The organism is Noviherbaspirillum massiliense JC206, from assembly GCF_000312045.1.
GTDB classification, from domain to species: Bacteria; Pseudomonadota; Gammaproteobacteria; order Burkholderiales; family Burkholderiaceae_D; genus Noviherbaspirillum; species Noviherbaspirillum massiliense.
Genome location: NZ_HE978634.1, coordinates 1,963,764 through 1,985,067 on the forward strand (window position 1 = coordinate 1,963,764; position 21,304 = coordinate 1,985,067).

The following is a 21,304-nucleotide window of genomic DNA, read 5'->3' on the forward strand; positions in this document are numbered from 1 at the left end:
TTTCCTTTAAAAATTAAATAATTTAGCCGTGCTTTTGCGCATCGGATTTACCGGTCAGGCTTTGGTTTCCGCCTCGTTCTTCAGGCGCTCCACCAGTACATCGACGGGCATCACACCCAGATCGACATTGCCCCGCGCACGCACGGCCACTGTGTTCGCATCCCGCTCCTTGTCGCCCACAACGACGATATAAGGCAGCTTTTGTATCGAATGCTCCCGTATTTTATAGGTTATTTTCTCATTGCGCAAATCGAGGTGCGCCCTAAACCCTTGTTTTTTCAGGTTTTGTGCGACGGCTTGCGCATAATCAGACTGGGCATCCGAGATGTTCAATACAGCAACCTGCACTGGCGCCAACCACAGCGGCAATGCACCGGCATGGTTTTCGATCAGGATGCCGACAAAGCGTTCAAGCGAACCGACGATTGCCCGATGCAGCATAACCGGTACCTTGCGGGTATTGTCATCCGCGACATATTCGGCACCCAGGCGGCCCGGCATCGAGAAGTCAACTTGCATAGTTCCGACCTGCCAGGAACGGCCAAGTGAATCCTTCAGGTGGTACTCGATCTTGGGCCCGTAGAAGGCGCCCTCGCCCGGCAATTCTTCCCAGCTAACGTCGCAGGCACGCAAGGCCGCACGCAGAGTGCTCTCCGCACGATCCCAGGTTTCATCCGATCCAATGCGGTTTTCCGGGCGCAGTGCAATCTTGATCGCGATTTCCGAGAAACCGAAATCCTGATAAACCTTCATCGCCTGCTGATGGAAAGCCTTGCACTCGTCCTGAATCTGGTCGTCCGTGCAGAAGATATGGCCGTCGTCCTGGGTAAAGCCGCGTACCCGCATCAGGCCATGCAAAGCGCCTGACGGTTCGTTGCGGTGGCACTGCCCGAACTCGCCAAAACGTAACGGCAGATCGCGATAGCTGCGCAGTCCGGCATTGTAAATCTGCACATGCCCCGGGCAATTCATCGGCTTCAGCGCATAGTTGCGGTTTTCCGATTCGGTCACGAACATGTTTTCGCGGTAGTTCTGCCAGTGCCCGGTCTTTTCCCACAGGCTGCGGTCGAGAATCTGCGGCGCCTTCACTTCCTGATAACCGCTGTCGCGGTAGACCTGACGCATGTACTGTTCAACCTGCTGCCAGAGCGTCCAGCCCTTCGGATGCCAGAACACCAGGCCCGGCGCCTCATCCTGGAAATGGAACAGGTCGAGCAGCTTGCCGAGTTTGCGATGGTCGCGCTTTTCCGCCTCTTCCAGCATGTGCAGATAGGCTTCCTGGTCTTCCTTCTTCGCCCAGGCTGTGCCGTAGACTCGTTGCAGCATCTCGTTCTTCGAATCTCCGCGCCAGTAGGCGCCGGCGAGCTTCATCAGCTTGAAAACCTTAAGCTTGCCAGTGGACGGCACGTGCGGGCCGCGGCACAGATCAGTGAAATTGCCCTCGCTGTAGAGCGACACGTCCTCGTTCTGCGGGATCGATTCGATGATCTCCGCCTTGTACTGCTCGCCGATCGACTTGAAATAGGCTACGGCCTCATCGCGTGGCAGGACTTTGCGTATGACCGGCTCATCCTTCTTCGCCAGCTCGGCCATCTTCTTTTCGATCGCCTGCAAGTCTTCCGGCGTGAATGGCCGCTTGTAGGAGAAGTCGTAATAGAAACCGTTGTCGATGACCGGACCAATGGTTACCTGGGCATCCGGGAACAGTTCCTTCACTGCATAGGCAAGCAGGTGCGCCGTCGAGTGGCGGATCACATCCAGGCCTTCTGCATCCTTGTCAGTCACGATGGCAAGATCGGCATCCCGCTCAATGACATAGGAAGTATCGACCAGCTTGCCATCCACCTTGCCAGCCAGTGCCGCCTTGGCAAGGCCGGCACCGATACTGCTTGCAACCTGGGCAACCGTGACTGGCGCGTCGAATTGGCGTTGCGAACCATCTGGAAGTCGGACTGAAACCATGTTGAGCTCCATGTAAGGGCAGGATGCCTGCTGCCAGAATTCAGAATTAATGCGAAAAGTGCAGACGAAAAAAAACGCGGGCTAGCCGCGCTTTTTCAAAAAATGTAATGCAGAAAAAGACCCCGACTAGCGTCGACCCAAAACCTTTGCGGTTGTAGTTCGCGGTGTCATAACCGGGACTGCCTTTCTCGTTCTTACAATAATATTCGTTGGTAGGCTCGATTGGACTCGAACCAACGACCCCTACCATGTCAAGGTAGTGCTCTAACCAGCTGAGCTACGAGCCTAAAGAAGGGAAATTATAACGGCAATTTTTTATTTCCGCTAGTACCCACCCAAACCATTCGATTGAGCAGGACCACAAATATGTCGGAAAGGCCGCAAACTGAAGTTGCGATCTGTCAAACCAACGGTGATCAGTGACGCATGGCGGTAATTACACCGCCAACGTCGCGAATGATCATCAACGCTTTCTGCAACTGGGCGGTGGATGCAATCTCCGCCGTGAAGGCCATGCGCGCCTGCCCTCTCGAACTCTGCGTACTGACACCGACGACATTGATTTTTTCACGCGAGAAAATTTCGGAAATGTCGCGCAACAGGCCCTGCCGGTCGTTTGCCAGAATGAATATATCTACGGGATACACTGTCTCGCCACCCAGCGCCCCCCAAGTCGTCTGGATCACACGCTCATGGGCCTTGAGCCGCATCTGGGCAAGATTCTTGCAGCCGACCCGGTGGATCGACACGCCCTTTCCGCGCGTGACGAAGCCGACGATTTCGTCCGGCGGCGCGGGCTTGCAGCAGCGCGCGAGCTGCGTCAGCAAGCCCTCCGTGCCCACGACCAGCACGCCCGGCCGTGCACCATGCGTCACGCTGGAGGCGCGACTCTTGTTGGTAATGAGTTCTTCATCAATCGGCGCAGCTTTGGCTGCCCCTTTCACTTCGTCGTCGCTGTGCAGAGCTTGCTCGACCTGGCGCAAGCTGAAAGTTTCCTTGCCCAGGGCCAGCAACAATTCGTCGAGCTTGGGAAAGCCCAGTTTGTGCGCGAGCTCTTCCAGGTTGACCGCCGTCTTTCCTTCACGCTGCAGAGTCTTGTCCAGCAAGGCGCGGCCGTGGGAAAGCGTTTCGCGCTGTTCAATGGCATTGAACCACGCACGCACTTTCGCCCGCGTGCGCGGACTGGCCACATACCCCGGACTGAGCCAGTCGCGCGAAGGCCCGACAGCTACCGACGCGCCACTGCCCCTTGCGGTGATGATTTCTACCGTCTGCCCGTTCTTGAGGACAGTATTGAGCGGCACCATCACGCCATCGACGCGGGCGCCACGGCAGCGGTGACCAATATCGGTGTGGAGGTAGTAAGCGAAATCGATGGGCGTGGCGCCCGCCGGCAATTCAATCACGCGCGCTTGCGGCGTCAGGACATAGATGCGGTCATCCAGAGCAGCGGACTTGAGCTTTTCCACCCATTCCCGCTGGATGTCTTCCTGGCCCACGACCGCATCTGCGATCTCGCTGCGCCAGGCAAGCAGTTGCCGCAACCAGGCGATCTTTTCATCGTATTTTTGCGCGGCGAAATTCGAACCGCCCGTTTCCTTGTAGCGCCAGTGTGCCGCCACGCCGTATTCGGCGAAGCGGTGCATTTCCTGGGTACGGATCTGCACTTCGAGCGCCTTGCCGTCCTCCGCCACCACCACCGTATGCAGCGACTGGTAGCCGTTCGGCTTCGGCCGCGAAATGTAATCGTCGAGCTCTTCCGGCACCGGGGTCCAGATGTCGTGCACCAGGCCGAGTACGGTGTAGCAGGTCTTGATGTCATCGACGATCACGCGAAAGGCGCGCACATCGTACAATTCGGAGAAATCGAGCGACTTGCCGCGCATCTTGTTCCAGATGCTGTAGATGTGCTTCGGCCTGCCGGTCACCTCAGCTTTGATTCCCGCAGCCGCAAGTTCCGACTTCAGGCGCGCAATCGCGGCTTCGACGAAGCCTTCGCGCTCCACCCGCTTTTCCTCGAGCATCTTCGCGATCCGCTTGTAGGTTGGCGGATCGATGAAGCGGAAGGCGAGGTCCTCCAGCTCCCATTTCAGCTGCCACATGCCGAGCCGATTCGCCAGCGGCGCATACAAGTCGAGCGTGATCTTTCCGTACTGGTAGGTGCGCTCGTTTTCCAGCCGCAGCTCCGCGAAATAGCGCAGCGTCGTGATGCGCGACGCGAGCCGGACCAGCACGACGCGCATGTCGGTAGCCATGGCCAGCAGCATCTTGCGCAGCGTCTCGAGCTGTTCCGCCGCCTGTTGCGACGCATTCTTGCCGCGAGCCACTTCCTTCTGCCCGAAGGCCTGCTCATGCAGTCGCATCAACTGGCGAATGCCTATGACCAGGTCGGCAATCTCCTTGCCAAAACGAGCCTCCATGTTTTCGCCGGCCTTGGGGTCGAGCACCGGCAGTTCGACCAGCAGGCCGGCGATGCGGGTATCAGCATCGACATTGAGCTGGGCAAGGACGGTCGCCGTGCCTTTCGCATATTCGAAGGCATCCTGACCGTTGCCGGCCGGCCGGCCTTCGTAAATCGGCTTGATGTATGCAAGCGCATCGATCACCCGCGTGCCGTCCTCGGCGCTCAGGCCGGAGGACAGTTGCGTATGCGTTTCAGTTTGCGCTGTAGCCGTTGAAACCATGAATTTCTTATTTCTGGGCTGCGGTAACGACCATCTCAACCAGCCATTCCGGCTTAGCGAGCTTCGCTTCGACGGTTGCACGAGGCGGCGCATTGCCGTCTGCCACCCATTCATTCCATACCGCGTTCATCGCGGGGAAGTCCTTCATGTCCGCCAGGTAGATCTGGCACATCAGGATGCAGCTCTTGTCACTGCCTGCCTCTGTCAGCAGGCGGTCGATATGTCCGAGCACCTCCCGCGTCTGGCCGGCGATATCCTGCTTCGCGTCTTCGGCAATCTGCCCCGCAAGATAGACGACTCCATTGTGGATCGCCACTTCGGACAGCGTTTTCCCCACATGCAAGCGCCGAATATTCTTCATCTTCAGATCCATAAACCCCAGCTATCGATCAATCCATCAACCAAGCAAAAAATCCCGCGCGAGCGCAATCTGGTCGGCATGCATGAATGTCGGCGCATGCCCCACGTCAGGAATTTCCACCAGCTTCGCTTTCGGCCCTCGCCGCGTCATCTCCTGCGCGGCTTCATGCGTCAGCAGGTCCGACGCCGCACCGCGCACCACCAGCGTCGGACAGGCAATCGCATCATAAGTCGCCCACAGCGCAGCTTCCGACTGCCGCGCCATCTCTGGCGTCACCGACTTGAAGGGCACGGCAAGCCCGAGGTCGTAATGCTTGATCCACTTCCCGTCCTTATCCTGGCGCAACACGTCCCGTGCCAGCTTGTGCCATTCTTCCTCAGTGTGTCTGCCGAAGGGCCGCGAAATTTCCCGGATGTACTGCAATCCTTCATCGAAGCTTGCGAACCGCACTTCCTGGCCGATGTAGTCGCCGATGCGTGCCAGCGCGCCGGGATTCAATGCCGGTCCGACGTCATTGAGGACCAGCTTCTTCACCGGCGTATCGGGCAGCGCGGCCAGCCCCATTCCGATCAAGCCACCCATCGAGGTACCGAACCAGTGGACAGTGTCTGCCTCCAGCCGCGCCAGCAAGGTCACCATGTCGCTCACATACTGCGGCACCTGGTAATGGCGCGGGTCGCGCAACCGGCCGGAGCGCCCTCGTCCGACGACGTCGGGACAGACTACCCGGTAGTCACGGCACAATTCCTGCGCCAGGCTGTCGAAATCATCCGAAACCCGTGTCACGCCATGCACGCACATCAGCACCTTCGAATTGCGCGGATCGCCCCACTGCTTGTACACCATGGTATGCAGCCCGGCCGGAGAAAGGCATTGAACGGACTTGGTCTGGACTTCGCTCATTTCCTGGTTTCCCGCTTTCGGAAGTGACATTTTACTGTTCGTTACGCTTAAAATCCCGTGCAGGCAAAAATCGCCTTCAGGAAACCCAGAGCGTCTAACAAAATGTGCAAGCCAACAGGTTTGCGGTCGCTGCAAGCGTAATGCGGAGGTTCCGCAGGATGCACGTCACAAGTCAAATGTGCCACCGCGACCAGTAAGCCCGACAGGCAAAGAGATGCAACGCCGCCAGCAACATTTTGTTAGACGCTCTTAACTCGCAGAGGACATCATGCAAGCTACTACGCTCAAAGGCAAGACGGCATTGGTGACGGGCTCGACTTCCGGCATCGGCTTGGGCATGGCGAAAGCGTTCGCGGCCCAAGGCAGCAACCTGATCTTCAACGGCTTCGGCGACGCCCGGGAAATCGAAGCGCTGCAAACCAGCGTCAAACAAGAATATGGTGTTCAGGTGGCATATCACAATGCCGATATGTCCAAACCATCTGAAATCGAAGCGATGATGCGTTTTGCCGAAGAAAAATTCGGAGGCGTTGACATTCTCGTCAACAATGCCGGCATTCAGTATGTAGCCAACGTCGAGGATTTTCCCGTCGAAAAATGGGATGCGATCATCGCCATCAACCTGAGCTCGGCCTTCCATACCACCCGACTTGCCTTGCCCTCGATGAAGCGGAAGAACTGGGGCCGCATCATCAACATTGCGTCGGCCCACGGACTTGTAGGTTCAGTGCAGAAATCAGCCTATGTTGCCGCCAAGCACGGCATTGTCGGCTTGACCAAAGTCACGGCGCTGGAAAACGCTCACACCGGCATCACCTGCAATGCGATCTGCCCCGGCTGGGTCCTCACACCCCTGGTGCAGAAGCAGGTAGATGCGCGCGCCGCCCAGCAAGGCATTTCCGTGGAAGAGGCGAAGAAAGGCCTGGTCGCGGAAAAGCAGCCTTCCGGCGAATTCGTCACCCCCGAGCAGCTGGCGGGACTAGCTGTGTTTCTCTGCAGCGATGCCGCTAGTCAGGTGCGTGGCGCAGCGTGGAGCATGGACGGAGGCTGGACTGCACAATGATCGGCCGCAGCCCGACGTTGAAGATGCTGGTGCGGTCCGTGCTGTTTTCGACGGCCGCACTGCTGTTCCATGCTCCGCTCCTCGCGACCGGGCTGGGATCGCCTAAGTCCGTCCCGGTGACCGTTCCGGCCGACATGAAAGCGAAGCCTTTCAACGTCCCGCGGTCACTCAAGATACCGCAAGGGGCAAGCATCCGGGTGTTTGCCCGGGTCCCGGGAGCACGCTTCATGGCGCTTGCTCCCAACGGCGACTTGCTTGTATCGAATCCAGGCGCCGGCACGGTGACCCTTTTGCGCCCCGGAGACAAGGGCACTCCCCAGCGCCACACCTTCGCCTCCGGCCTGGATCATCCTCATGACATCGTCTTCCATGTGCTGGGCGACACGACTTATGTCTATACCGCAGAATCGAACCGCATCGTTCGCGCGCCTTACCAGCCAGGCCAGACCAGAATCGGAAAGCTGCAGGTGGTGGTCGACCATCTTCCCGATTCCTCCAGTCCGGGGCTGAAAGGCAGCTATGGCCATCAGCTCAAGAACATCGCCCTGCGCGGCAATAAGCTGTATTTGTCGATCGCTTCCAGCTGCAATGCCTGCCTGTCCGATACCGAATCAGATCCTATTCGCAATGCGATTTATGAATACGACGCCAATGGCGGCAACCGGCGGCTGTTCGCGCGCGGCTTGCGCAATGCGGAAGGCCTGGCATTCAAGCCGGGAACCGATGAGCTCTGGGCGGTGGTGAACAATCGGGACAACATTGCCTATCCGTTTCATAAGGACTGGGATGGCGATGGCAGCGACGACTATGGCAAGGTCATGCAGAGCTATGTCGACGGGCACCCGCCGGATTTGCTCGTCAAGGTAAAAGATGGCGGCAATTACGGCTGGCCCTTCTGCAACTCCAATCCGGACAAGGGCGTGGACCACATGCCGTATGACCGGGATGTGCAATTCAATGCGGATGGCAACAGGCTGGATTGCGACAAGATCGATCGCGCAACGAAAGGCATTGAGCCGCATTCGGCGCCGCTCGGCCTGAGCTTCCTGCAGGATTCCGGCCTGCCTGCTCCCTACCGCAATGCGCTTGCCACCGCGCTGCATGGATGCTGGAACTGCAGCAAGCTCAACGGCCACAAGGTGGTGCTGTATCCGTTCAAGGGCGACGGCAGCCTGGGCGCGGCGGTCGATCTGGTCTCCGGCTGGGTCACTGACGAGAAGAACAGGGAGCGCTGGGGCCGCCCGGTCGACGTCATCCCGGATGGCAAAGGCGGCCTGTACATCTCGGATGATTATTCCGGAACAATCTACCTGCTGAACGGCCTTCAATGAAAAACGGCGCCTGTCATTGACAGGCGCCGCTCGGCTTGCGTATGACGCGATGCGGTCTTACTGTACGCCGCTCATGTCAAGCTCGACGCCGGTTTTTTCCGCAATTTCCTGCTTGCTCACGCCGGGCGCCAGTTCCACCAGCTTCAATCCCTTCTGCGTGACATCGATCACGCCGAGATCGGTGATGATGCGGTTGACCACGCCCACGCCCGTCAGGGGCAGGTTGCACTCCTTCAGGATCTTGTGCGAAGTGGTGCCATCCTTGGCCTTCGCCACATGCTCCATCAGGACCACAACACGGCCGACGCCAGCCACCAGGTCCATCGCGCCACCCATGCCCTTCACCATTTTCCCCGGGATCATCCAGTTCGCCAGGTCGCCCTTCTCGCTGACCTGCATGGCGCCGAGGATGGCGATATTGATTTTGCCACCGCGGATCATCGCAAAGGAATCCGCCGAGCTGAAGAACGAGGAGCCGGGCTGCGCCGTCACGGTCTGCTTGCCGGCGTTGATCAGGTCGGGATCCACTTCATCGTCGGTCGGGAAAGGTCCGATGCCGAGTAAGCCGTTCTCCGACTGCAGCCATACCTTGATATCCTTCGGCACATAGTTGGCCACCAGCGTGGGCAAGCCGATGCCGAGGTTCACATAGAAACCGTCCTGCAGTTCCTTCGCCGCGCGCGCGGCCATTTCATCACGAGTCCATGCCATGTCGGTTCTCCGCTTTATTTGGCGCGCGTGGTGCGCTGTTCGATGCGTTTTTCAGGCGTCGGGTTGACCACGATGCGGTGCACGAAAATGCCGGGCGTATGCACATCGTCGGGATCGATTTCGCCGATTTCCACCAGCTTTTCGACTTCGGCGATCGTGACCTTGCCGGCCATCGCCACGTTCGGATTGAAGTTGCGCGCGGTCTTGCGGAAGACCAGGTTGCCGGACTTGTCGGCCATGTAAGCCTTGACCAGCGCCACATCGGCTACGATCGAGCGCTCCATGACGTATTTTTCACCGTCGAATTCGCGCACTTCCTTGCCTTCGGCGACGATCGTGCCGACACCGGTCTTGGTAAAGAAGGCCGGGATGCCGGCACCGCCGGCGCGCAGCTTTTCCGCCAGCGTGCCCTGCGGCGTGAATTCCAGTTCCAGTTCACCCGCCAGGTACTGGCGCTCGAATTCCTTGTTTTCGCCGACGTAGGACGCGATCATTTTCTTGATCTGGCGCGTCGTCAGCAATTGGCCCAGGCCGAAGCCGTCGATGCCTGCATTGTTGGAAATCGCAGTCAGGTTTTTGACGCCGGAGTCGCGCAATGCGGCGATCAGCGCCTCCGGAATGCCGCACAGGCCGAATCCGCCGACTGCGATCTTTTGCCCGTCCTTGACCACGTCGGCCAGGGCGGTCGCGGCGTCAGGATACACTTTGTTCATATCAGTCCCCTCTTGTCCCAGAAGTTTGGAACGCCTAACAGAATGCCGCTGGCAGCGGTCGCGAACCTGACGGTCAGCGCATTTCGTTGGACGCTCCAAGTTTTTGATACACCACCTGTCAGCATATGATGGTGGACTGCGGCATGCAATACGGTAAAAATACGCACATGATTCCTGATTCAGTGCCTGAGCCGATGGGCGAAGTCCCGGCTATCAATTTCGAGACCATCTTCCGGCATGCGCCGGTGGGTATGTGCGTATCGCGGCAGCGCGTCATTATCGCCTGCAACGAGGTACTCGCAAAAATGTTCGGATACCGGGCAAGCGAACTGGTCGGACAGTCCTTCCGCATTCTCTACCCGACGCTCGACGAATTCGAACGTACCGGCGCCCGCATTGTTCCGATCATGAGTGCTACCGGGCAATATTCAGACGAGCGGATCATGAAGCGGGCCAGTCAGGAGATGTTCTGGTGTCATGTCAGCGGACGGGCACTGGTGCACGACGAGCCTCATGCCCTTGGCATCTGGACATTCGAGGACTTGAGCGAAAAGCGTCCGGTGACGGCGCAGCTTACCGCACGCGAGCGGGAAATCGCCGCCCTGCTCGTCGAGGGCAAAACCAGCAAGTTGATCGCCCGCGAGATCGGACTGAGCCCGCGTACCGTCGAAATGCATCGGGCGCGCCTGATGCGGAAGTTTTCTGCCGCCACTTCCGGCGAGCTGGTGCATCGACTGGTGGCAGGTGCCGCCTGAGCAAAGACGGCAGGAAAGGCTGGTTCTACTCCTGCGGTTCGGCCAGCAGCTTGCGTATCCTGTCTGGCAGAGGCGCCGACTTTTCTTTCGGGAAATTAACCCATACCACCTTGGCTCCGCCAGACGCGGCGAGAATGTGCGGCTCATCTATGCGCCGGATTTCCTGGATCGTTTCGAAGCTGGATCTGCCGGGTGGTCCGGCATAGGTCAACACCTCGATCTCTCCGGGGTATTTCAACTGCTTGATGAAAGTGCAATGGGTGTTGATGATGACCGGCCCTTCGCCAGACGGATCCGGGGCGCAGCCGACCTCGCAAAACCATTCGACACGGGCAGTTTCGAGATAGCGGAAATAGACGGTGTTGTTGACATGGCCCATTGCATCCATGTCGCCCCAACGGATAGGGATGCGGATGGAATGAACCAGTCTCCTGCCGGCAGCTTGATTGTCCACGCTGTGTTCGGCCGGCGTGGCGGAGAACGCTCTCATTGGGCCGCCATGCCATCGTCCGCACTGACAATGGCGCCGTTGATGAAGCGCGACTCATCCGATGCAAGCAAGAGCAGCAAGCCGTCGAGATCTTCCGGTTTGCCAAGGCGCTGGCGTGGCAGCATGTTGATCAGGGCCTGGCCGCGTTCGCTTTCGAAATAATCGGCATTGATTTCCGTCCTGATATAGCCGGGGCAGATAGCATTGACATTGATGCCGTAACGCCCCCATTCCGCCGCCATGGCTTTGGTCATGTGGATGACCGCTGCCTTGCTCACGCAGTAGATGCCGATCTGCGGCAGCACGCGCAAGCCAGCGGTGGAGGCGATATTGATGATACGGTGCTGCTTTGACGGATCGCCCTTGGCGCGCGCAATCATGCGCTTGGCTGCCTCCTGGGCAACGAAGAACGCGCCGCGCTGGTTGGTGTCGATCACATAGGCGTAATCTTCGGGCGTCACATCGACGAGGCGCTGGGTTGTGGACACGCCCGAATTGTTGACCAGGATATCGATCGGCCCTGCCTCGGTTTCGGCGTGGGCAATTGCCGACTTGATGCTGCCGTAGTCGGTCACGTCAAGCGCGACGACATGCGCTGCGCCGCCTTCGGCTTCGATTTCGGCACGCAACTCCTTGAGGCGCTCGGCCCGGCGTGCCGCCAGGACGACCTGCGCCCCGGCCTGTGCCAGCACCTTGGCAAAACGAGCACCGAGGCCACTGGATGCGCCGGTAATCAGCGCGGTCTTTCCATCAAAATTGAATTCGATCCCCACAACATCCTCCTCACCGATGGACTGTCACTGATGATGCCTTCACTTCACGAACTTATCATTAATCGGAACAGCCCGGATTGCATAATGTGGCTAGTATTCTTGAGCAAAATCCACGACAATTAGCACACTCGTTCGATATTATCATTTTATCTGGTGAAACCATGACGCAGACCTCAAGCATCCTAGAACAATACGGGCCGCGCGAAGCGATGGAATATGATGTTGTCATCGTGGGCGGCGGACCTGCCGGCCTCGCCGCGGCGATTCGTCTCAAGCAGCTGGCCGCGGAAAAAGGCAATGACGTGTCCGTCTGCGTCCTGGAAAAAGGCGGAGAACTGGGCGCGCATATCCTCTCCGGCGCGGTGATGGACCCGATCGCGATCTCGGAACTGTTCCCGAACTGGAAGGAACTCGGTGCGCCGCTCAATACGCCCGTGAGCGAGGACCGCTTCCTGTTCCTCACTGAAAACAAGGCTTACAAGACGCCGAACTGGATGCTGCCCGGCTGCTTCCAGAACCATGGCAACTATGTCATTTCACTGGCCAATGTGGTGCGCTGGCTCGGCCAGCAGGCGGAATCGCTCGGCGTCGAAATCTTCCCGGGCTTCCCGGCGGCCGAAGTGCTGTACAACGACGATGGCTCGGTCAAGGGTGTCGCCACCGGCAACATGGGCGTTGACCGGCACGGCAATCCGACCGACGCTTTCCAGCTCGGCATGGAACTGCATGCGAAATACACCATGTTTGCCGAAGGCGCACGCGGCCATCTCGGCAAGCAGCTCATCGCCAAATTCGATCTGAACAAGGGCAAGGATCCGCAGACTTACGGTATCGGCATCAAGGAATTGTGGGAAATCGATCCGAAGATGCACCAGCCGGGATTGGTGATCCATACGGCCGGCTGGCCGCTTGATACCTCAACCTATGGCGGCTCCTTCCTCTACCACCTGGAAAACAACCAGGTTGCCGTTGGCTATGTGGTCGGCCTCGCCTATGAAAACCCCTACCTCTCGCCCTACGAGGAATTCCAGCGCTACAAGACGCATCCGGAAATCCGCAAGTTCTTCGAGGGCGGCAAACGCATTTCCTACGGCGCGCGTGCCATCGTCGCCGGCGGGCTGCAGTCGCTGCCCAAGCTGACCTTCCCGGGCGGTGCCCTCATCGGCTGCGATGCCGGCTTCCTGAATGCGAGCCGCATCAAGGGCAGCCATGCCGCGATCAAGTCCGGCATGCTGGCTGCGGACGCGGCCTTCGAAGCGGTGGGCAGCAACCGCCAGCACGACGAGCTGGCGGCCTATTCCCTAGCGTTCGAGCAGTCCTGGCTGCATGAAGAACTTTACAAGGCGCGTAACTTCAAGCCGTGGATGAGCAAGGGCCTGTACACCGGCACCCTCATGGTGGGCATCGACCAGGTGCTCTTCCGCGGCAAGGCGCCGTGGACCCTGCACCACCAGCACGCGGACCATGAATGCCTGCGCCCTGCTTCCGAGTTCAAGCCGATCCAGTATCCCAAGCCAGACGGCAAGCTTACCTTCGACCGCCTGTCATCAGTGTTCATTTCGAACACCAATCATGCGGAAGACCAGCCGGTGCATTTGACCCTGAAAGACCCGACCATTCCGGTCAAGGTCAACCTCGAGAAATATGCCGGCCCGGAACAACGCTACTGCCCGGCCGGCGTGTATGAATTCGTTAAAACCGACAGTGGTGACGAGCGCCTGCAGATCAATGCGCAGAACTGCGTGCATTGCAAGACCTGCGACATCAAGGATCCAACCCAGAACATCGTCTGGGTCACCCCGGAAGGCGGTGGTGGGCCGAATTATCCCAATATGTAAGGAAAGTCACGAGAGCGGCCACTCGAGGGCCGCAAGAACACAAAAGGCGCCGCAAAACATTGCGGCGCCTTTTTTGTTTTGACGGAAAACCGGAGCTTTCTTCTTGCGTGCGGGGTTCGGAACGCGTGTAGCCTGCACGAGCACTACGGCCGCCATTGCCCCCCCAGGATCTTTTCCAGCCAGAAGGCGCCGATAATGGTTTTTACGTCGGTGATCTTCCCTGTCCGTATCCACTCCAGCATTTCGGGCAAATCGAGCTTGAAGGTATCCAGGAACTCACCGTCATCCAGCTGCCTTTCGCCATCAACCAGTCCGCGCGCGAGAAAAATGTCGAGATGCTCGTCCGAATAGGCGATTGCATTGTGAATGGTGCAGACGTAAGTCCACTCGCTCGCGGTATAGCCGGTTTCTTCCTGCAACTCGCGCTTTGCGCATGCCAGCGGATCTTCCTGCGGATCGATTTTCCCCGCCGGGAATTCGATGAATACCGAATGGTGTGGATAACGGAACTGGCGCTCGAGCAGGATCGAGCCATCATCGAACACCGGCAGGATCACGACCGCGCCGGGATGCCTGATGAATTCCCGCGTCGACTCCTTCCCATCGGGCAGTTGCACCTTGTCACGTTGCACCTTCAGGAAATGGCCATCGTAGGCGAGCTCAGTGTCGAGCTGGGTTTCGGTCAAATGGGCATCCATGCAGGAACTCCGGGAGGGGAATCAAGCTATCCACTATAGCAGTGCCCTGCCTGGTGGTTTTACATGACATCAAGCATGCTGCTTGCGCAGGTAGCGATAGACAAAGCCAGGATAGCCGAGCACGAGGAAAAGGCAGGCAGTTACCGCGTAAAACTCCCACTTCTGCTCGAAGGCGTTGCCCATGCGAGATTCGATCATGCGGGCAAAAAGGATCACGAGCGCGTACAGAATGACCAGTTCGCATAGGCGCAGCCACGCCGACTTGCGTGGCATACGCAGCGGAACCACGGCGAACAGGCGCTCATTCGCAAACGGCAGATTGGCGGCGAGCGCCGCCAGCAGAATCACGAACCAGCTAGAAAGAGAAACGTCCACCGGAATTCAGCAAGCGCTCGCAGCGGTACTTGATCAGGAAGCGAGCGTCTTGACGATGGCGTTCGCGCAAGCCGTCATCAAGGGGCCGGGCAACAGGCCCAGCACCAGGATGGCGAGACCGTTCACGCTCAAGGCGAAGCTCATGTCCTTGTTGACCACGATGCTGCTCTTGTCGGCCGGCTCGTCGAAATACATCATCTTGACGACACGCAGGTAATAGAATGCACCGATCAGGGAGAACAGCACCGAGACCACCGCCAGCCACACCTGGCCGGTTGCCAGCACAGACTGGATCACGGCCACTTTCGCATAGAAACCAACAGCGGGCGGGATACCGACCAGCGAGAACATCAGAATCAGCATGACGAAGGCAAACCACGGGCTGCGCTGATTGAGGCCCTTGAAGTCCTCGATGTTCTCGGCTTCGAAGCCGCTACGCGCAAGCAAGAGAATCATGCCGAAGGTCGCCAGTGTGGTCAGCACATAAGTGATTGCATAGAACATTGCCGAGCTGTAGGCATTCGCGGCGGAAAACACGTTCCCGTTGACCACTCCGGATAGCAGGCCCAGCAGCATGAAACCCATTTGCGCAATGGTCGAATAAGCCAGCATGCGCTTGAGATTGGTTTGCACGATGGCGGTGATGTTGCCGATCGCCATGGACAGAACGGCCAGGAAGGTCAGCATCTGCTGCCAGTCGATTGCAAGCGGCAGCAAACCTTCGACCAGCAGGCGGATACAGATCGCAAAGGTTGCCAGTTTCGGTGCTCCCCCAACCAGCAGGGTAACCGGGGTCGGTGCGCCCTGATACACATCCGGTGCCCACATGTGGAACGGCGCTGCACCGAGTTTGAATGCAAGGCCCGCCACAATGAACACAACCCCGAACACAAGCACCGTCTTGTTCACGGTTCCGGATGCGGTCACCTTCGCCACTTCGAGCAGGTCGAGCGATCCGGTTGCGCCGTACAGCATCGAGATGCCGTACAGGAGGAAACCGGAAGACAGTGCACCAAGCACGAAATACTTCATCGCGGCTTCGGTGGAAACCATGTGCTCGCGACGCAATGCGACCAGCGCGTACAGGGACAAAGACATCAGTTCGAGGCCGAGATAAATGGCCAGGAAGTTGTTCCCTGAGATCATCACCATCTGCCCGAGCAGGGAGAACAGCGCCAAGGCGTAATATTCTCCACCCAGCATGCCGCTGACCATGCCGCGATCACCTACGTAGCGGCGTGAATAAATCAGGGACAAGCCGACAGCGAGATACGAAAACAGCTTCAGCAGGCTCGACATCGGGTCTGACACGAACATGTTGTGGAAGGTGTAGACCGTCGTCCCGCTGTTGAAGTCGACGAAGCTCAACGCGCCGCAAACCACGAGCGTCAGGAGCGTCAGCGCATAGGTGATGTTGCGCTTTGCATCCGACAGGAACATGTCGATCAGCAAAATCGCCGATGTCGCAATCAGCAGGAATATTTCGGGATAAAGCGGAGTCAGGTTTGTGGTATTCATTTCATCGTCGCCAAATTGCGCTCACTTGGTCGTTTCTTACTGCAGTTTTGAGACTGCGACATGCTTGAGCAGATCCGCCACCGATGTCTGCATGGCATCGGTAAACGGTGCGGGGTAGACACCCATTGCGATGACTGCGATCGCCATCAGGCCAAGCATGAAGAACTCGCGCCCGCTCAGATCCTGCAACTGCGCGACCTGCTTGTTGCCAACATCGCCGAAGACGACCCGCTTGACCAGCCACAAGGAGTAGGCCGCACCCCAGATCAGTGCCGTGGCAGCCAGCAAGCCGATCCAGAAGTTGAATTTGACCGCGCCCAGAATGACCATGAATTCGCCCACGAAACCGGAGGTCGCAGGCAAGCCGCAGTTCGCCAGCGAGAACAGCACAAAGAACGCGGCGAAACGGGGCATGGTATTGATGACGCCGCCGTAGTCGGCGATCTGACGCGAATGCATGCGGTCATACAACACGCCGATGCAGAGGAACATTGCGCCGGAGACGAAGCCGTGGGAAATCATCTGCACGATGGCGCCCTGCACCGACATGTCGTTGAACATGAAAAATCCGAGCGTGACGAAGCCCATGTGCGCCACGGAAGAATACGCTACCAGCTTCTTCATGTCGGCCTGCACCAGTGCCACCAGTCCGATATAAATCACTGCAATCAGCGAAAGCGTGATGATGAAGCCGGACAGCGCATGGCTGGCGTCAGGGGCAATCGGCAGCGAGAAACGCAGGAAGCCATACGCGCCCAGTTTCAGCATGATCGCCGCCAGCACTACGGAGCCACCGGTCGGCGCTTCCACGTGGGCATCCGGCAACCAGGTATGCACCGGCCACATCGGGACCTTGACGGCGAATGCCATCAGGAAGGCCAGGAAGATCAGGATCTGCGCGTTCAAGGGCAGCGGCAGAGCATGCCAGTTCAGGATTTCAAAGCTGCCGCCGGACTTGAAGTAGAGGTACAGGATTGCAACCAGCGTCAGCAGGGAACCGAGCAAGGTATAGAGGAAAAACTTGATGGCGGCATAGACCCGGTTCGGCCCGCCCCATACACCGATGATGATGAACATCGGGATCAGCGTGGCTTCGAAGAACACGTAGAACAGCAGGCCGTCGAGGGCACAGAACACGCCGATCATCACTCCCGACAGAATCAGGAAGGCACCCATGTATTGGGCGACCCTTTTTTCGATGACTTCCCATCCTGCAATGATGACGATCACCGTGATGAACGCGGTCAGCAGCACGAACCACAGCGAAATACCATCGATGCCAAGGAAGTAGTTGACGTTGAAGCGCTCGATCCAGACGGTCTTTTCGACGAACTGCATGCCGTGCGCGGCATTATCGAAGCCCCGGAGCAAAGGCAGGGTAACGAGGAAACTGATCACCGAACCGGCAAGTGACAACCAGCGTACCAGCGACGGATTCTCGTCCCGGCCGACCGCCAGCACAAGCAGACCAAATGCGATCGGACACCAGATCGCGAGACTCAGCAAAGGAATAGTTGACTGCATCATGGTTTGAATGGTTTTACTTCGCCAACTTATTTGGCAAACGACGGGAACGGCATGAAGTAAATCAGGAAAGCCAGCACGCCCAGGATCATTACGAAAGCATAGTGATAGATATAGCCGGACTGGAGATGGCGGATCAAGGCGGAGAACCATCCCACCACCTTCGCGCTGCCATTGACGATCAGGCCGTCAATCAACCCCCTGTCGCCGACATTCCAGAGTCCACCCCCGAGCAGACGTGCGCCTCGTGCGAAGACGACTTCGTTCAGCTTGTCCATGTAGTACTTGTTGTCCAGCACGGTGTAAATTCCATGGAACTTGCTGTAGAACCAGGCCGGCACCTTGCGGTTCACCATGTAGCAATAGTAAGCCGCGACCACGCCTGCTAGGGCCAGCGCAAAAGGCACGGTGGTAAATGCATGCAAGCCCATCGCCACGGCGCCATGGAATTCCTTCGCGAGCTCTTCCATTGCGGGATGTGCTTCGCTCACGAAAATCACTCCCTTGAAGAAATCACCATAGAGCATCGGTTGAATAGTGAAAAAGCCGATGATCACGGAAGGAATTGCCAGCAGTATCAGGGGTACCGTTACTACCCACGGCGCCTCGTGCGGCTTCTCACCCGGAGCGAGGCCATGATGGTGCTCGTCGGCGTGTTCATCATGGCTGTGATCCTGATGCTCGGCGTGCGGCTTGCCGAAGCGCTCCTCGCCGTGGAATACCAGGAAATACATGCGGAACGAATAGAAGGCGGTCACGAATACACCTGCCATGACTGCGAAATAGGCAAAACCCGAGCCTGGAATGTTGGACAGCTGCACCGCCTCGATGATCGTGTCCTTCGAATAGAAGCCGGAGAAGAACGGGGTGGCGATCAGGGCCAGCGAGCCGATCAGCGAGGTGATCCAGGTGATCGGCATGTATTTGCGCAGACCGCCCATGTTGCGGATATCCTGGTCGTGATGCATGCCGATGATAACTGCGCCGGCGGCCAGGAACAGCAAGGCCTTGAAGAAGGCGTGTGTCATCAGGTGGAACACGGCAACGGAGTAGGCTGAAGCGCCGAGCGCCACAGTCATGTAGCCCAGCTGGGACAGGGTCGAATACGCCACTACCCGCTTGATATCGTTCTGGATGACGCCGAGGAAGCCCATGAACAGCGCCGTGATTGCACCGATCACCAGCACGAAGGACAGCGCGGTTTCGGAAAGCTCGAACAGCGGCGACATGCGCGCCACCATGAAGATTCCGGCCGTCACCATGGTTGCGGCGTGGATCAGTGCGGAAATCGGGGTCGGGCCTTCCATTGAGTCCGGCAACCATACATGCAGCGGGAACTGCGCCGATTTGCCCATTGCACCGATGAACAGGCAGATGCAGGCAACCGTCAGGAGCATCCAGTCAGTACCGGGGAAAATCAGCGTTGCCAGCTCTTCCCTCTTGGCGAACACGTCGCCGTAATTCATGGAGCCGGCGTAGGCCAGCAGCAGGCCGATGCCGAGGATGAAGCCGAAGTCACCGACGCGGTTCACCAGGAAGGCCTTCATGTTGGCGAAGATCGCGCTCGGCCGGGTGAACCAGAAACCGATCAGGAGGTAGGACACGAGACCCACCGCTTCCCAGCCGAAGAACAGTTGCAGGAAGTTGTTGCTCATTACCAGCATCAGCATCGAGAAGGTAAAGAGCGAAATGTAGGAGAAGAAGCGGTTATACCCCGGATCGTCTGCCATGTACCCGATGGTGTAGATGTGCACCATGAGGGACACGAAGGTCACTACGCACATCATCATCGCAGTCAGACTGTCGATCAGGAAGCCGATTTCCAGCTTGACGCCGGCCACCGTCATCCACTCGTACAGCGTCCCGTTGTAAGTTGCTCCATCCATCACGGCCAGCAGTGTCTGGAACGAGATGATGAAAGCAACCAGCACGCCGAGGATCGTCACGGTGTGAGATGCCGACCGTCCGATCTTGTTGCCGAAAAACTTGGTGCCGAACAAGCCCGCGAGCGCGGAGCCTGCGAGAGGCGCCATCGGCACGGCCAGAAGGAGGTTAGGGTTGAGTTGCCCCGCCATAGTAAACCTTAATATTTTTTGTAATTAACCCTTGAGGCTGTCGAGATCTTCCACATTGATGGTGTCCAGATTGCGGAACAGCACCACCAGAATGGCAAGACCGATCGCGGATTCCGCCGCAGCCACCGTCAGAATGAAGAAAACAAAAATCTGCCCCGCCGCGTCGCCCAGATAGTGAGAGAAGGCGATGAAATTCATGTTGACCGCGAGGAGCATCAGTTCGATAGCCATCAGCAAGATGATGATGTTCTTCCGGTTCAGGAAAATGCCAACAATGGAAATTGCGAACAGAATCGCACCGAGGATCAGGTAATGTGCAAGCGATAAGGCCACGATGCTTCCCCTTTATTGTTTTTCAGCTGCGCCTGCAGCCGGTCGCCCGTTGCCGCTGCCACGTGCCGATTCGGCTTTCATGCTGACGATCCGAACACGATCATTGCGCTTGACCTTGACCGCCGCAGCCGGGTCCGTATACCTGATGTCCTTGCGGCGCCGTAGCGTCAATGCGACTGCGGCGACGATCGCAACCAGCAGCACGACCGCTGCGATTTCGAAGGCGTAGATGTACTGGGTATAGATCAGTTTGCCCAGTTCCTTGGTGTTGCCTATGTTCGCGGCGACTGCCGGAACCTGGGCATCCGGAGCCCAGAAGCCATGCAGCAGTACTGCGGCCATTTCAAGGACGATGACCACGCCTATGGTGGCGGCGAGCGGGAAATATCCCCAGAAGCCTTCACGCATCCTGTCGAGATTGATGTCCAGCATCATTACGACGAACAGGAATAGCACCATGACGGCGCCGACGTAAACCAGAACCAGCACGATGGCCAGGAATTCGGCTTTCAGCAGCATCCAGATGCCTGCTGCGGAAAAGAATGACAGCACGAGAAACAGTGCTGCATGCACCGGATTGCGGTCCGTGATGACACGCGTCGCGGCGAGAATCAGGATCGCCGAGAACGCGTAAAACAGGGCAGTTTTAAATTCCATGATGGGCAGAAAAGTCGACTAAATGCACAGCGAGGTCAAACGGCATTACCGGTACTTCGCGTCGGCTTCACGTGCCGCTGCAATCTGCGGCTCGTAACGGTCACCGATCGCCAGCAGCATCTCCTTCGTGTAATAAAGGTCGCCGCGCTTTTCGCCGTGATATTCCAGTATGTTGGTTTCAACGATGGAATCGACCGGGCAGGATTCTTCGCAAAATCCGCAGAAAATGCACTTGGTCAGGTCGATGTCGTAACGTGTCGTGCGACGGGTACCGTCGTCGCGTTCTGCCGATTCGATCGTGATAGCCAGTGCCGGGCAAACTGCTTCGCACAGTTTGCAGGCGATGCAGCGCTCTTCACCGTTTGGATAACGACGCAGCGCGTGCAGGCCACGGAAGCGCGGTGATGCAGGAGTCTTCTCTTCCGGGAACTGGATCGTGATCTTGCGGGCAAACATGTAGCGGCCGGTCAAAGCTAATCCCTTGACCAGTTCGCGCAGCATCAGGCTGCTGAAAAAATCCTTTATGGCTTCCATTTACTT

The 21,304-nt window shown here is 58.0% G+C and carries 20 protein-coding genes and 1 tRNA gene; 4 read left to right on the top strand and 17 right to left on the bottom strand.

Annotated elements, in window-relative coordinates; all coding sequences use genetic code 11:
• Window positions 1-54 precede the first annotated feature (54 nt).
• The 5 genes from thrS to HGHM_RS09690 all read right to left on the bottom strand — a co-directional run bounded on the left by thrS (window position 55) and on the right by HGHM_RS09690 (window position 5,910).
• The gene (gene thrS, locus HGHM_RS09670; RefSeq protein WP_026075872.1) at window positions 55-1,962 is read right to left on the bottom strand and encodes a threonine--tRNA ligase; all 1,908 of its coding nucleotides are present in this window, start codon (window positions 1,960-1,962) and stop codon (window positions 55-57) included.
• A gap of 210 nt (window positions 1,963-2,172) precedes the next feature.
• Window positions 2,173-2,249, bottom strand: a tRNA-Val gene (locus HGHM_RS09675).
• Between the two features lie 129 nt (window positions 2,250-2,378).
• Window positions 2,379-4,646 carry a RelA/SpoT family protein gene (locus HGHM_RS09680; protein WP_019141328.1) on the bottom strand — a complete coding sequence of 756 codons (2,268 nt, stop codon included), beginning with the start codon at window positions 4,644-4,646 and terminating at the stop codon, window positions 2,379-2,381.
• A gap of 7 nt (window positions 4,647-4,653) precedes the next feature.
• A complete protein-coding gene (locus tag HGHM_RS09685; RefSeq protein ID WP_034348936.1) occupies window positions 4,654-5,007 on the bottom strand; it encodes a RidA family protein in 354 nt (117 codons plus the stop codon).
• Between the two features lie 36 nt (window positions 5,008-5,043).
• Window positions 5,044-5,910, bottom strand: coding sequence for an alpha/beta fold hydrolase (locus HGHM_RS09690; protein WP_019141330.1), 867 nt, complete (start codon window positions 5,908-5,910; stop codon window positions 5,044-5,046).
• Between the two features lie 268 nt (window positions 5,911-6,178).
• Between HGHM_RS09690 and HGHM_RS09695 the strand changes: the two genes are divergently transcribed.
• Both HGHM_RS09695 and HGHM_RS09700 read left to right on the top strand, forming a co-directional pair.
• A complete protein-coding gene (locus HGHM_RS09695) occupies window positions 6,179-6,973 on the top strand; it encodes a 3-hydroxybutyrate dehydrogenase (RefSeq protein ID WP_019141331.1) in 795 nt (264 codons plus the stop codon).
• Window positions 6,970-8,304, top strand: coding sequence for a PQQ-dependent sugar dehydrogenase (locus tag HGHM_RS09700; protein ID WP_019141332.1), 1,335 nt, complete (start codon window positions 6,970-6,972; stop codon window positions 8,302-8,304). The genes HGHM_RS09695 and HGHM_RS09700 overlap by 4 nt, the downstream gene beginning before the upstream one ends.
• Before the next feature lie 57 nt (window positions 8,305-8,361).
• On the opposite strand, the gene HGHM_RS09705 is transcribed toward HGHM_RS09700, so the two are convergent.
• Together HGHM_RS09705 and HGHM_RS09710 are read right to left on the bottom strand one after the other, a co-directional pair.
• The gene (locus HGHM_RS09705; protein WP_019141333.1) at window positions 8,362-9,015 is read right to left on the bottom strand and encodes a 3-oxoacid CoA-transferase subunit B; all 654 of its coding nucleotides are present in this window, start codon (window positions 9,013-9,015) and stop codon (window positions 8,362-8,364) included.
• Window positions 9,016-9,029: 14 nt separating this feature from the next.
• Entirely contained in the window at window positions 9,030-9,728 is a 699-nt protein-coding gene (locus HGHM_RS09710) for a CoA transferase subunit A (RefSeq protein WP_019141334.1), read from the bottom strand.
• Window positions 9,729-9,922: 194 nt separating this feature from the next.
• Here HGHM_RS09710 and HGHM_RS09715 point away from each other — a divergent pair, with 194 nt between their 5' ends.
• Window positions 9,923-10,483, top strand: a complete 561-nt coding sequence (locus tag HGHM_RS09715; RefSeq protein ID WP_026075873.1) for a LuxR C-terminal-related transcriptional regulator — start codon at window positions 9,923-9,925, stop codon at window positions 10,481-10,483.
• Between the two features lie 25 nt (window positions 10,484-10,508).
• Here HGHM_RS09715 and HGHM_RS09720 read toward each other — a convergent pair whose 3' ends face one another.
• Window positions 10,509-10,973, bottom strand: a complete 465-nt coding sequence (locus HGHM_RS09720; RefSeq protein WP_019141336.1) for an acyl-CoA thioesterase — start codon at window positions 10,971-10,973, stop codon at window positions 10,509-10,511.
• Window positions 10,970-11,746 carry an SDR family oxidoreductase gene (locus HGHM_RS09725; RefSeq protein ID WP_019141337.1) on the bottom strand — a complete coding sequence of 259 codons (777 nt, stop codon included), beginning with the start codon at window positions 11,744-11,746 and terminating at the stop codon, window positions 10,970-10,972. The genes HGHM_RS09720 and HGHM_RS09725 overlap by 4 nt, the downstream gene beginning before the upstream one ends.
• A gap of 161 nt (window positions 11,747-11,907) precedes the next feature.
• Between HGHM_RS09725 and HGHM_RS09730 the strand changes: the two genes are divergently transcribed.
• Complete coding sequence (locus tag HGHM_RS09730) at window positions 11,908-13,584, top strand: electron transfer flavoprotein-ubiquinone oxidoreductase (protein WP_019141338.1); 1,677 nt, start codon at window positions 11,908-11,910, stop codon at window positions 13,582-13,584.
• 143 nt (window positions 13,585-13,727) lie between these two features.
• On the opposite strand, the gene HGHM_RS09740 is transcribed toward HGHM_RS09730, so the two are convergent.
• The 8 genes from HGHM_RS09740 to nuoI form a co-directional block, all read right to left on the bottom strand.
• Window positions 13,728-14,282, bottom strand: a complete 555-nt coding sequence (locus HGHM_RS09740; RefSeq protein WP_019141340.1) for an NUDIX domain-containing protein — start codon at window positions 14,280-14,282, stop codon at window positions 13,728-13,730.
• Window positions 14,283-14,351: 69 nt separating this feature from the next.
• The gene (locus tag HGHM_RS09745) at window positions 14,352-14,657 is read right to left on the bottom strand and encodes a DUF2818 family protein (protein ID WP_026075874.1); all 306 of its coding nucleotides are present in this window, start codon (window positions 14,655-14,657) and stop codon (window positions 14,352-14,354) included.
• A gap of 33 nt (window positions 14,658-14,690) precedes the next feature.
• Complete coding sequence (gene nuoN / locus HGHM_RS09750) at window positions 14,691-16,175, bottom strand: NADH-quinone oxidoreductase subunit NuoN (protein WP_019141342.1); 1,485 nt, start codon at window positions 16,173-16,175, stop codon at window positions 14,691-14,693.
• A 36-nt stretch (window positions 16,176-16,211) separates the two neighbouring features.
• Complete coding sequence (locus tag HGHM_RS09755; RefSeq protein ID WP_019141343.1) at window positions 16,212-17,702, bottom strand: NADH-quinone oxidoreductase subunit M; 1,491 nt, start codon at window positions 17,700-17,702, stop codon at window positions 16,212-16,214.
• A 26-nt stretch (window positions 17,703-17,728) separates the two neighbouring features.
• Entirely contained in the window at window positions 17,729-19,774 is a 2,046-nt protein-coding gene (gene nuoL, locus HGHM_RS09760; protein WP_020693839.1) for an NADH-quinone oxidoreductase subunit L, read from the bottom strand.
• 24 nt (window positions 19,775-19,798) lie between these two features.
• Window positions 19,799-20,110: an NADH-quinone oxidoreductase subunit NuoK gene (gene nuoK / locus HGHM_RS09765; protein WP_173390524.1), complete on the bottom strand. Its 312-nt coding sequence runs from the start codon at window positions 20,108-20,110 to the stop codon at window positions 19,799-19,801.
• Window positions 20,111-20,119: 9 nt separating this feature from the next.
• Window positions 20,120-20,764, bottom strand: coding sequence for an NADH-quinone oxidoreductase subunit J (locus tag HGHM_RS09770; protein WP_019141346.1), 645 nt, complete (start codon window positions 20,762-20,764; stop codon window positions 20,120-20,122).
• Window positions 20,765-20,809: 45 nt separating this feature from the next.
• A complete protein-coding gene (gene nuoI / locus HGHM_RS09775) occupies window positions 20,810-21,298 on the bottom strand; it encodes an NADH-quinone oxidoreductase subunit NuoI (RefSeq protein WP_019141347.1) in 489 nt (162 codons plus the stop codon).
• Window positions 21,299-21,304: the final 6 nt, after the last annotated feature.

What these genes read in the sequence shown, in the direction of transcription:
- thrS (WP_026075872.1), bottom strand. Translation starts at nt 1,962, where the DNA reads ATGGTTTCAGTCCGACTTCCAGATGGTTCGCAACGCCAATTCGACGCG.
- HGHM_RS09680 (WP_019141328.1), bottom strand. Translation starts at nt 4,646, where the DNA reads ATGGTTTCAACGGCTACAGCGCAAACTGAAACGCATACGCAACTGTCC.
- HGHM_RS09685 (WP_034348936.1), bottom strand. Translation starts at nt 5,007, where the DNA reads ATGAAGAATATTCGGCGCTTGCATGTGGGGAAAACGCTGTCCGAAGTG.
- HGHM_RS09690 (WP_019141330.1), bottom strand. Translation starts at nt 5,910, where the DNA reads ATGAGCGAAGTCCAGACCAAGTCCGTTCAATGCCTTTCTCCGGCCGGG.
- HGHM_RS09695 (WP_019141331.1), top strand. Translation starts at nt 6,179, where the DNA reads ATGCAAGCTACTACGCTCAAAGGCAAGACGGCATTGGTGACGGGCTCG.
- HGHM_RS09700 (WP_019141332.1), top strand. Translation starts at nt 6,970, where the DNA reads ATGATCGGCCGCAGCCCGACGTTGAAGATGCTGGTGCGGTCCGTGCTG.
- HGHM_RS09705 (WP_019141333.1), bottom strand. Translation starts at nt 9,015, where the DNA reads ATGGCATGGACTCGTGATGAAATGGCCGCGCGCGCGGCGAAGGAACTG.
- HGHM_RS09710 (WP_019141334.1), bottom strand. Translation starts at nt 9,728, where the DNA reads ATGAACAAAGTGTATCCTGACGCCGCGACCGCCCTGGCCGACGTGGTC.
- HGHM_RS09715 (WP_026075873.1), top strand. Translation starts at nt 9,923, where the DNA reads ATGGGCGAAGTCCCGGCTATCAATTTCGAGACCATCTTCCGGCATGCG.
- HGHM_RS09720 (WP_019141336.1), bottom strand. Translation starts at nt 10,973, where the DNA reads ATGAGAGCGTTCTCCGCCACGCCGGCCGAACACAGCGTGGACAATCAA.
- HGHM_RS09730 (WP_019141338.1), top strand. Translation starts at nt 11,908, where the DNA reads ATGACGCAGACCTCAAGCATCCTAGAACAATACGGGCCGCGCGAAGCG.
- HGHM_RS09740 (WP_019141340.1), bottom strand. Translation starts at nt 14,282, where the DNA reads ATGGATGCCCATTTGACCGAAACCCAGCTCGACACTGAGCTCGCCTAC.
- nuoN (WP_019141342.1), bottom strand. Translation starts at nt 16,175, where the DNA reads ATGAATACCACAAACCTGACTCCGCTTTATCCCGAAATATTCCTGCTG.
- HGHM_RS09755 (WP_019141343.1), bottom strand. Translation starts at nt 17,702, where the DNA reads ATGATGCAGTCAACTATTCCTTTGCTGAGTCTCGCGATCTGGTGTCCG.
- nuoL (WP_020693839.1), bottom strand. Translation starts at nt 19,774, where the DNA reads ATGGCGGGGCAACTCAACCCTAACCTCCTTCTGGCCGTGCCGATGGCG.
- HGHM_RS09770 (WP_019141346.1), bottom strand. Translation starts at nt 20,764, where the DNA reads ATGGAATTTAAAACTGCCCTGTTTTACGCGTTCTCGGCGATCCTGATT.
- nuoI (WP_019141347.1), bottom strand. Translation starts at nt 21,298, where the DNA reads ATGGAAGCCATAAAGGATTTTTTCAGCAGCCTGATGCTGCGCGAACTG.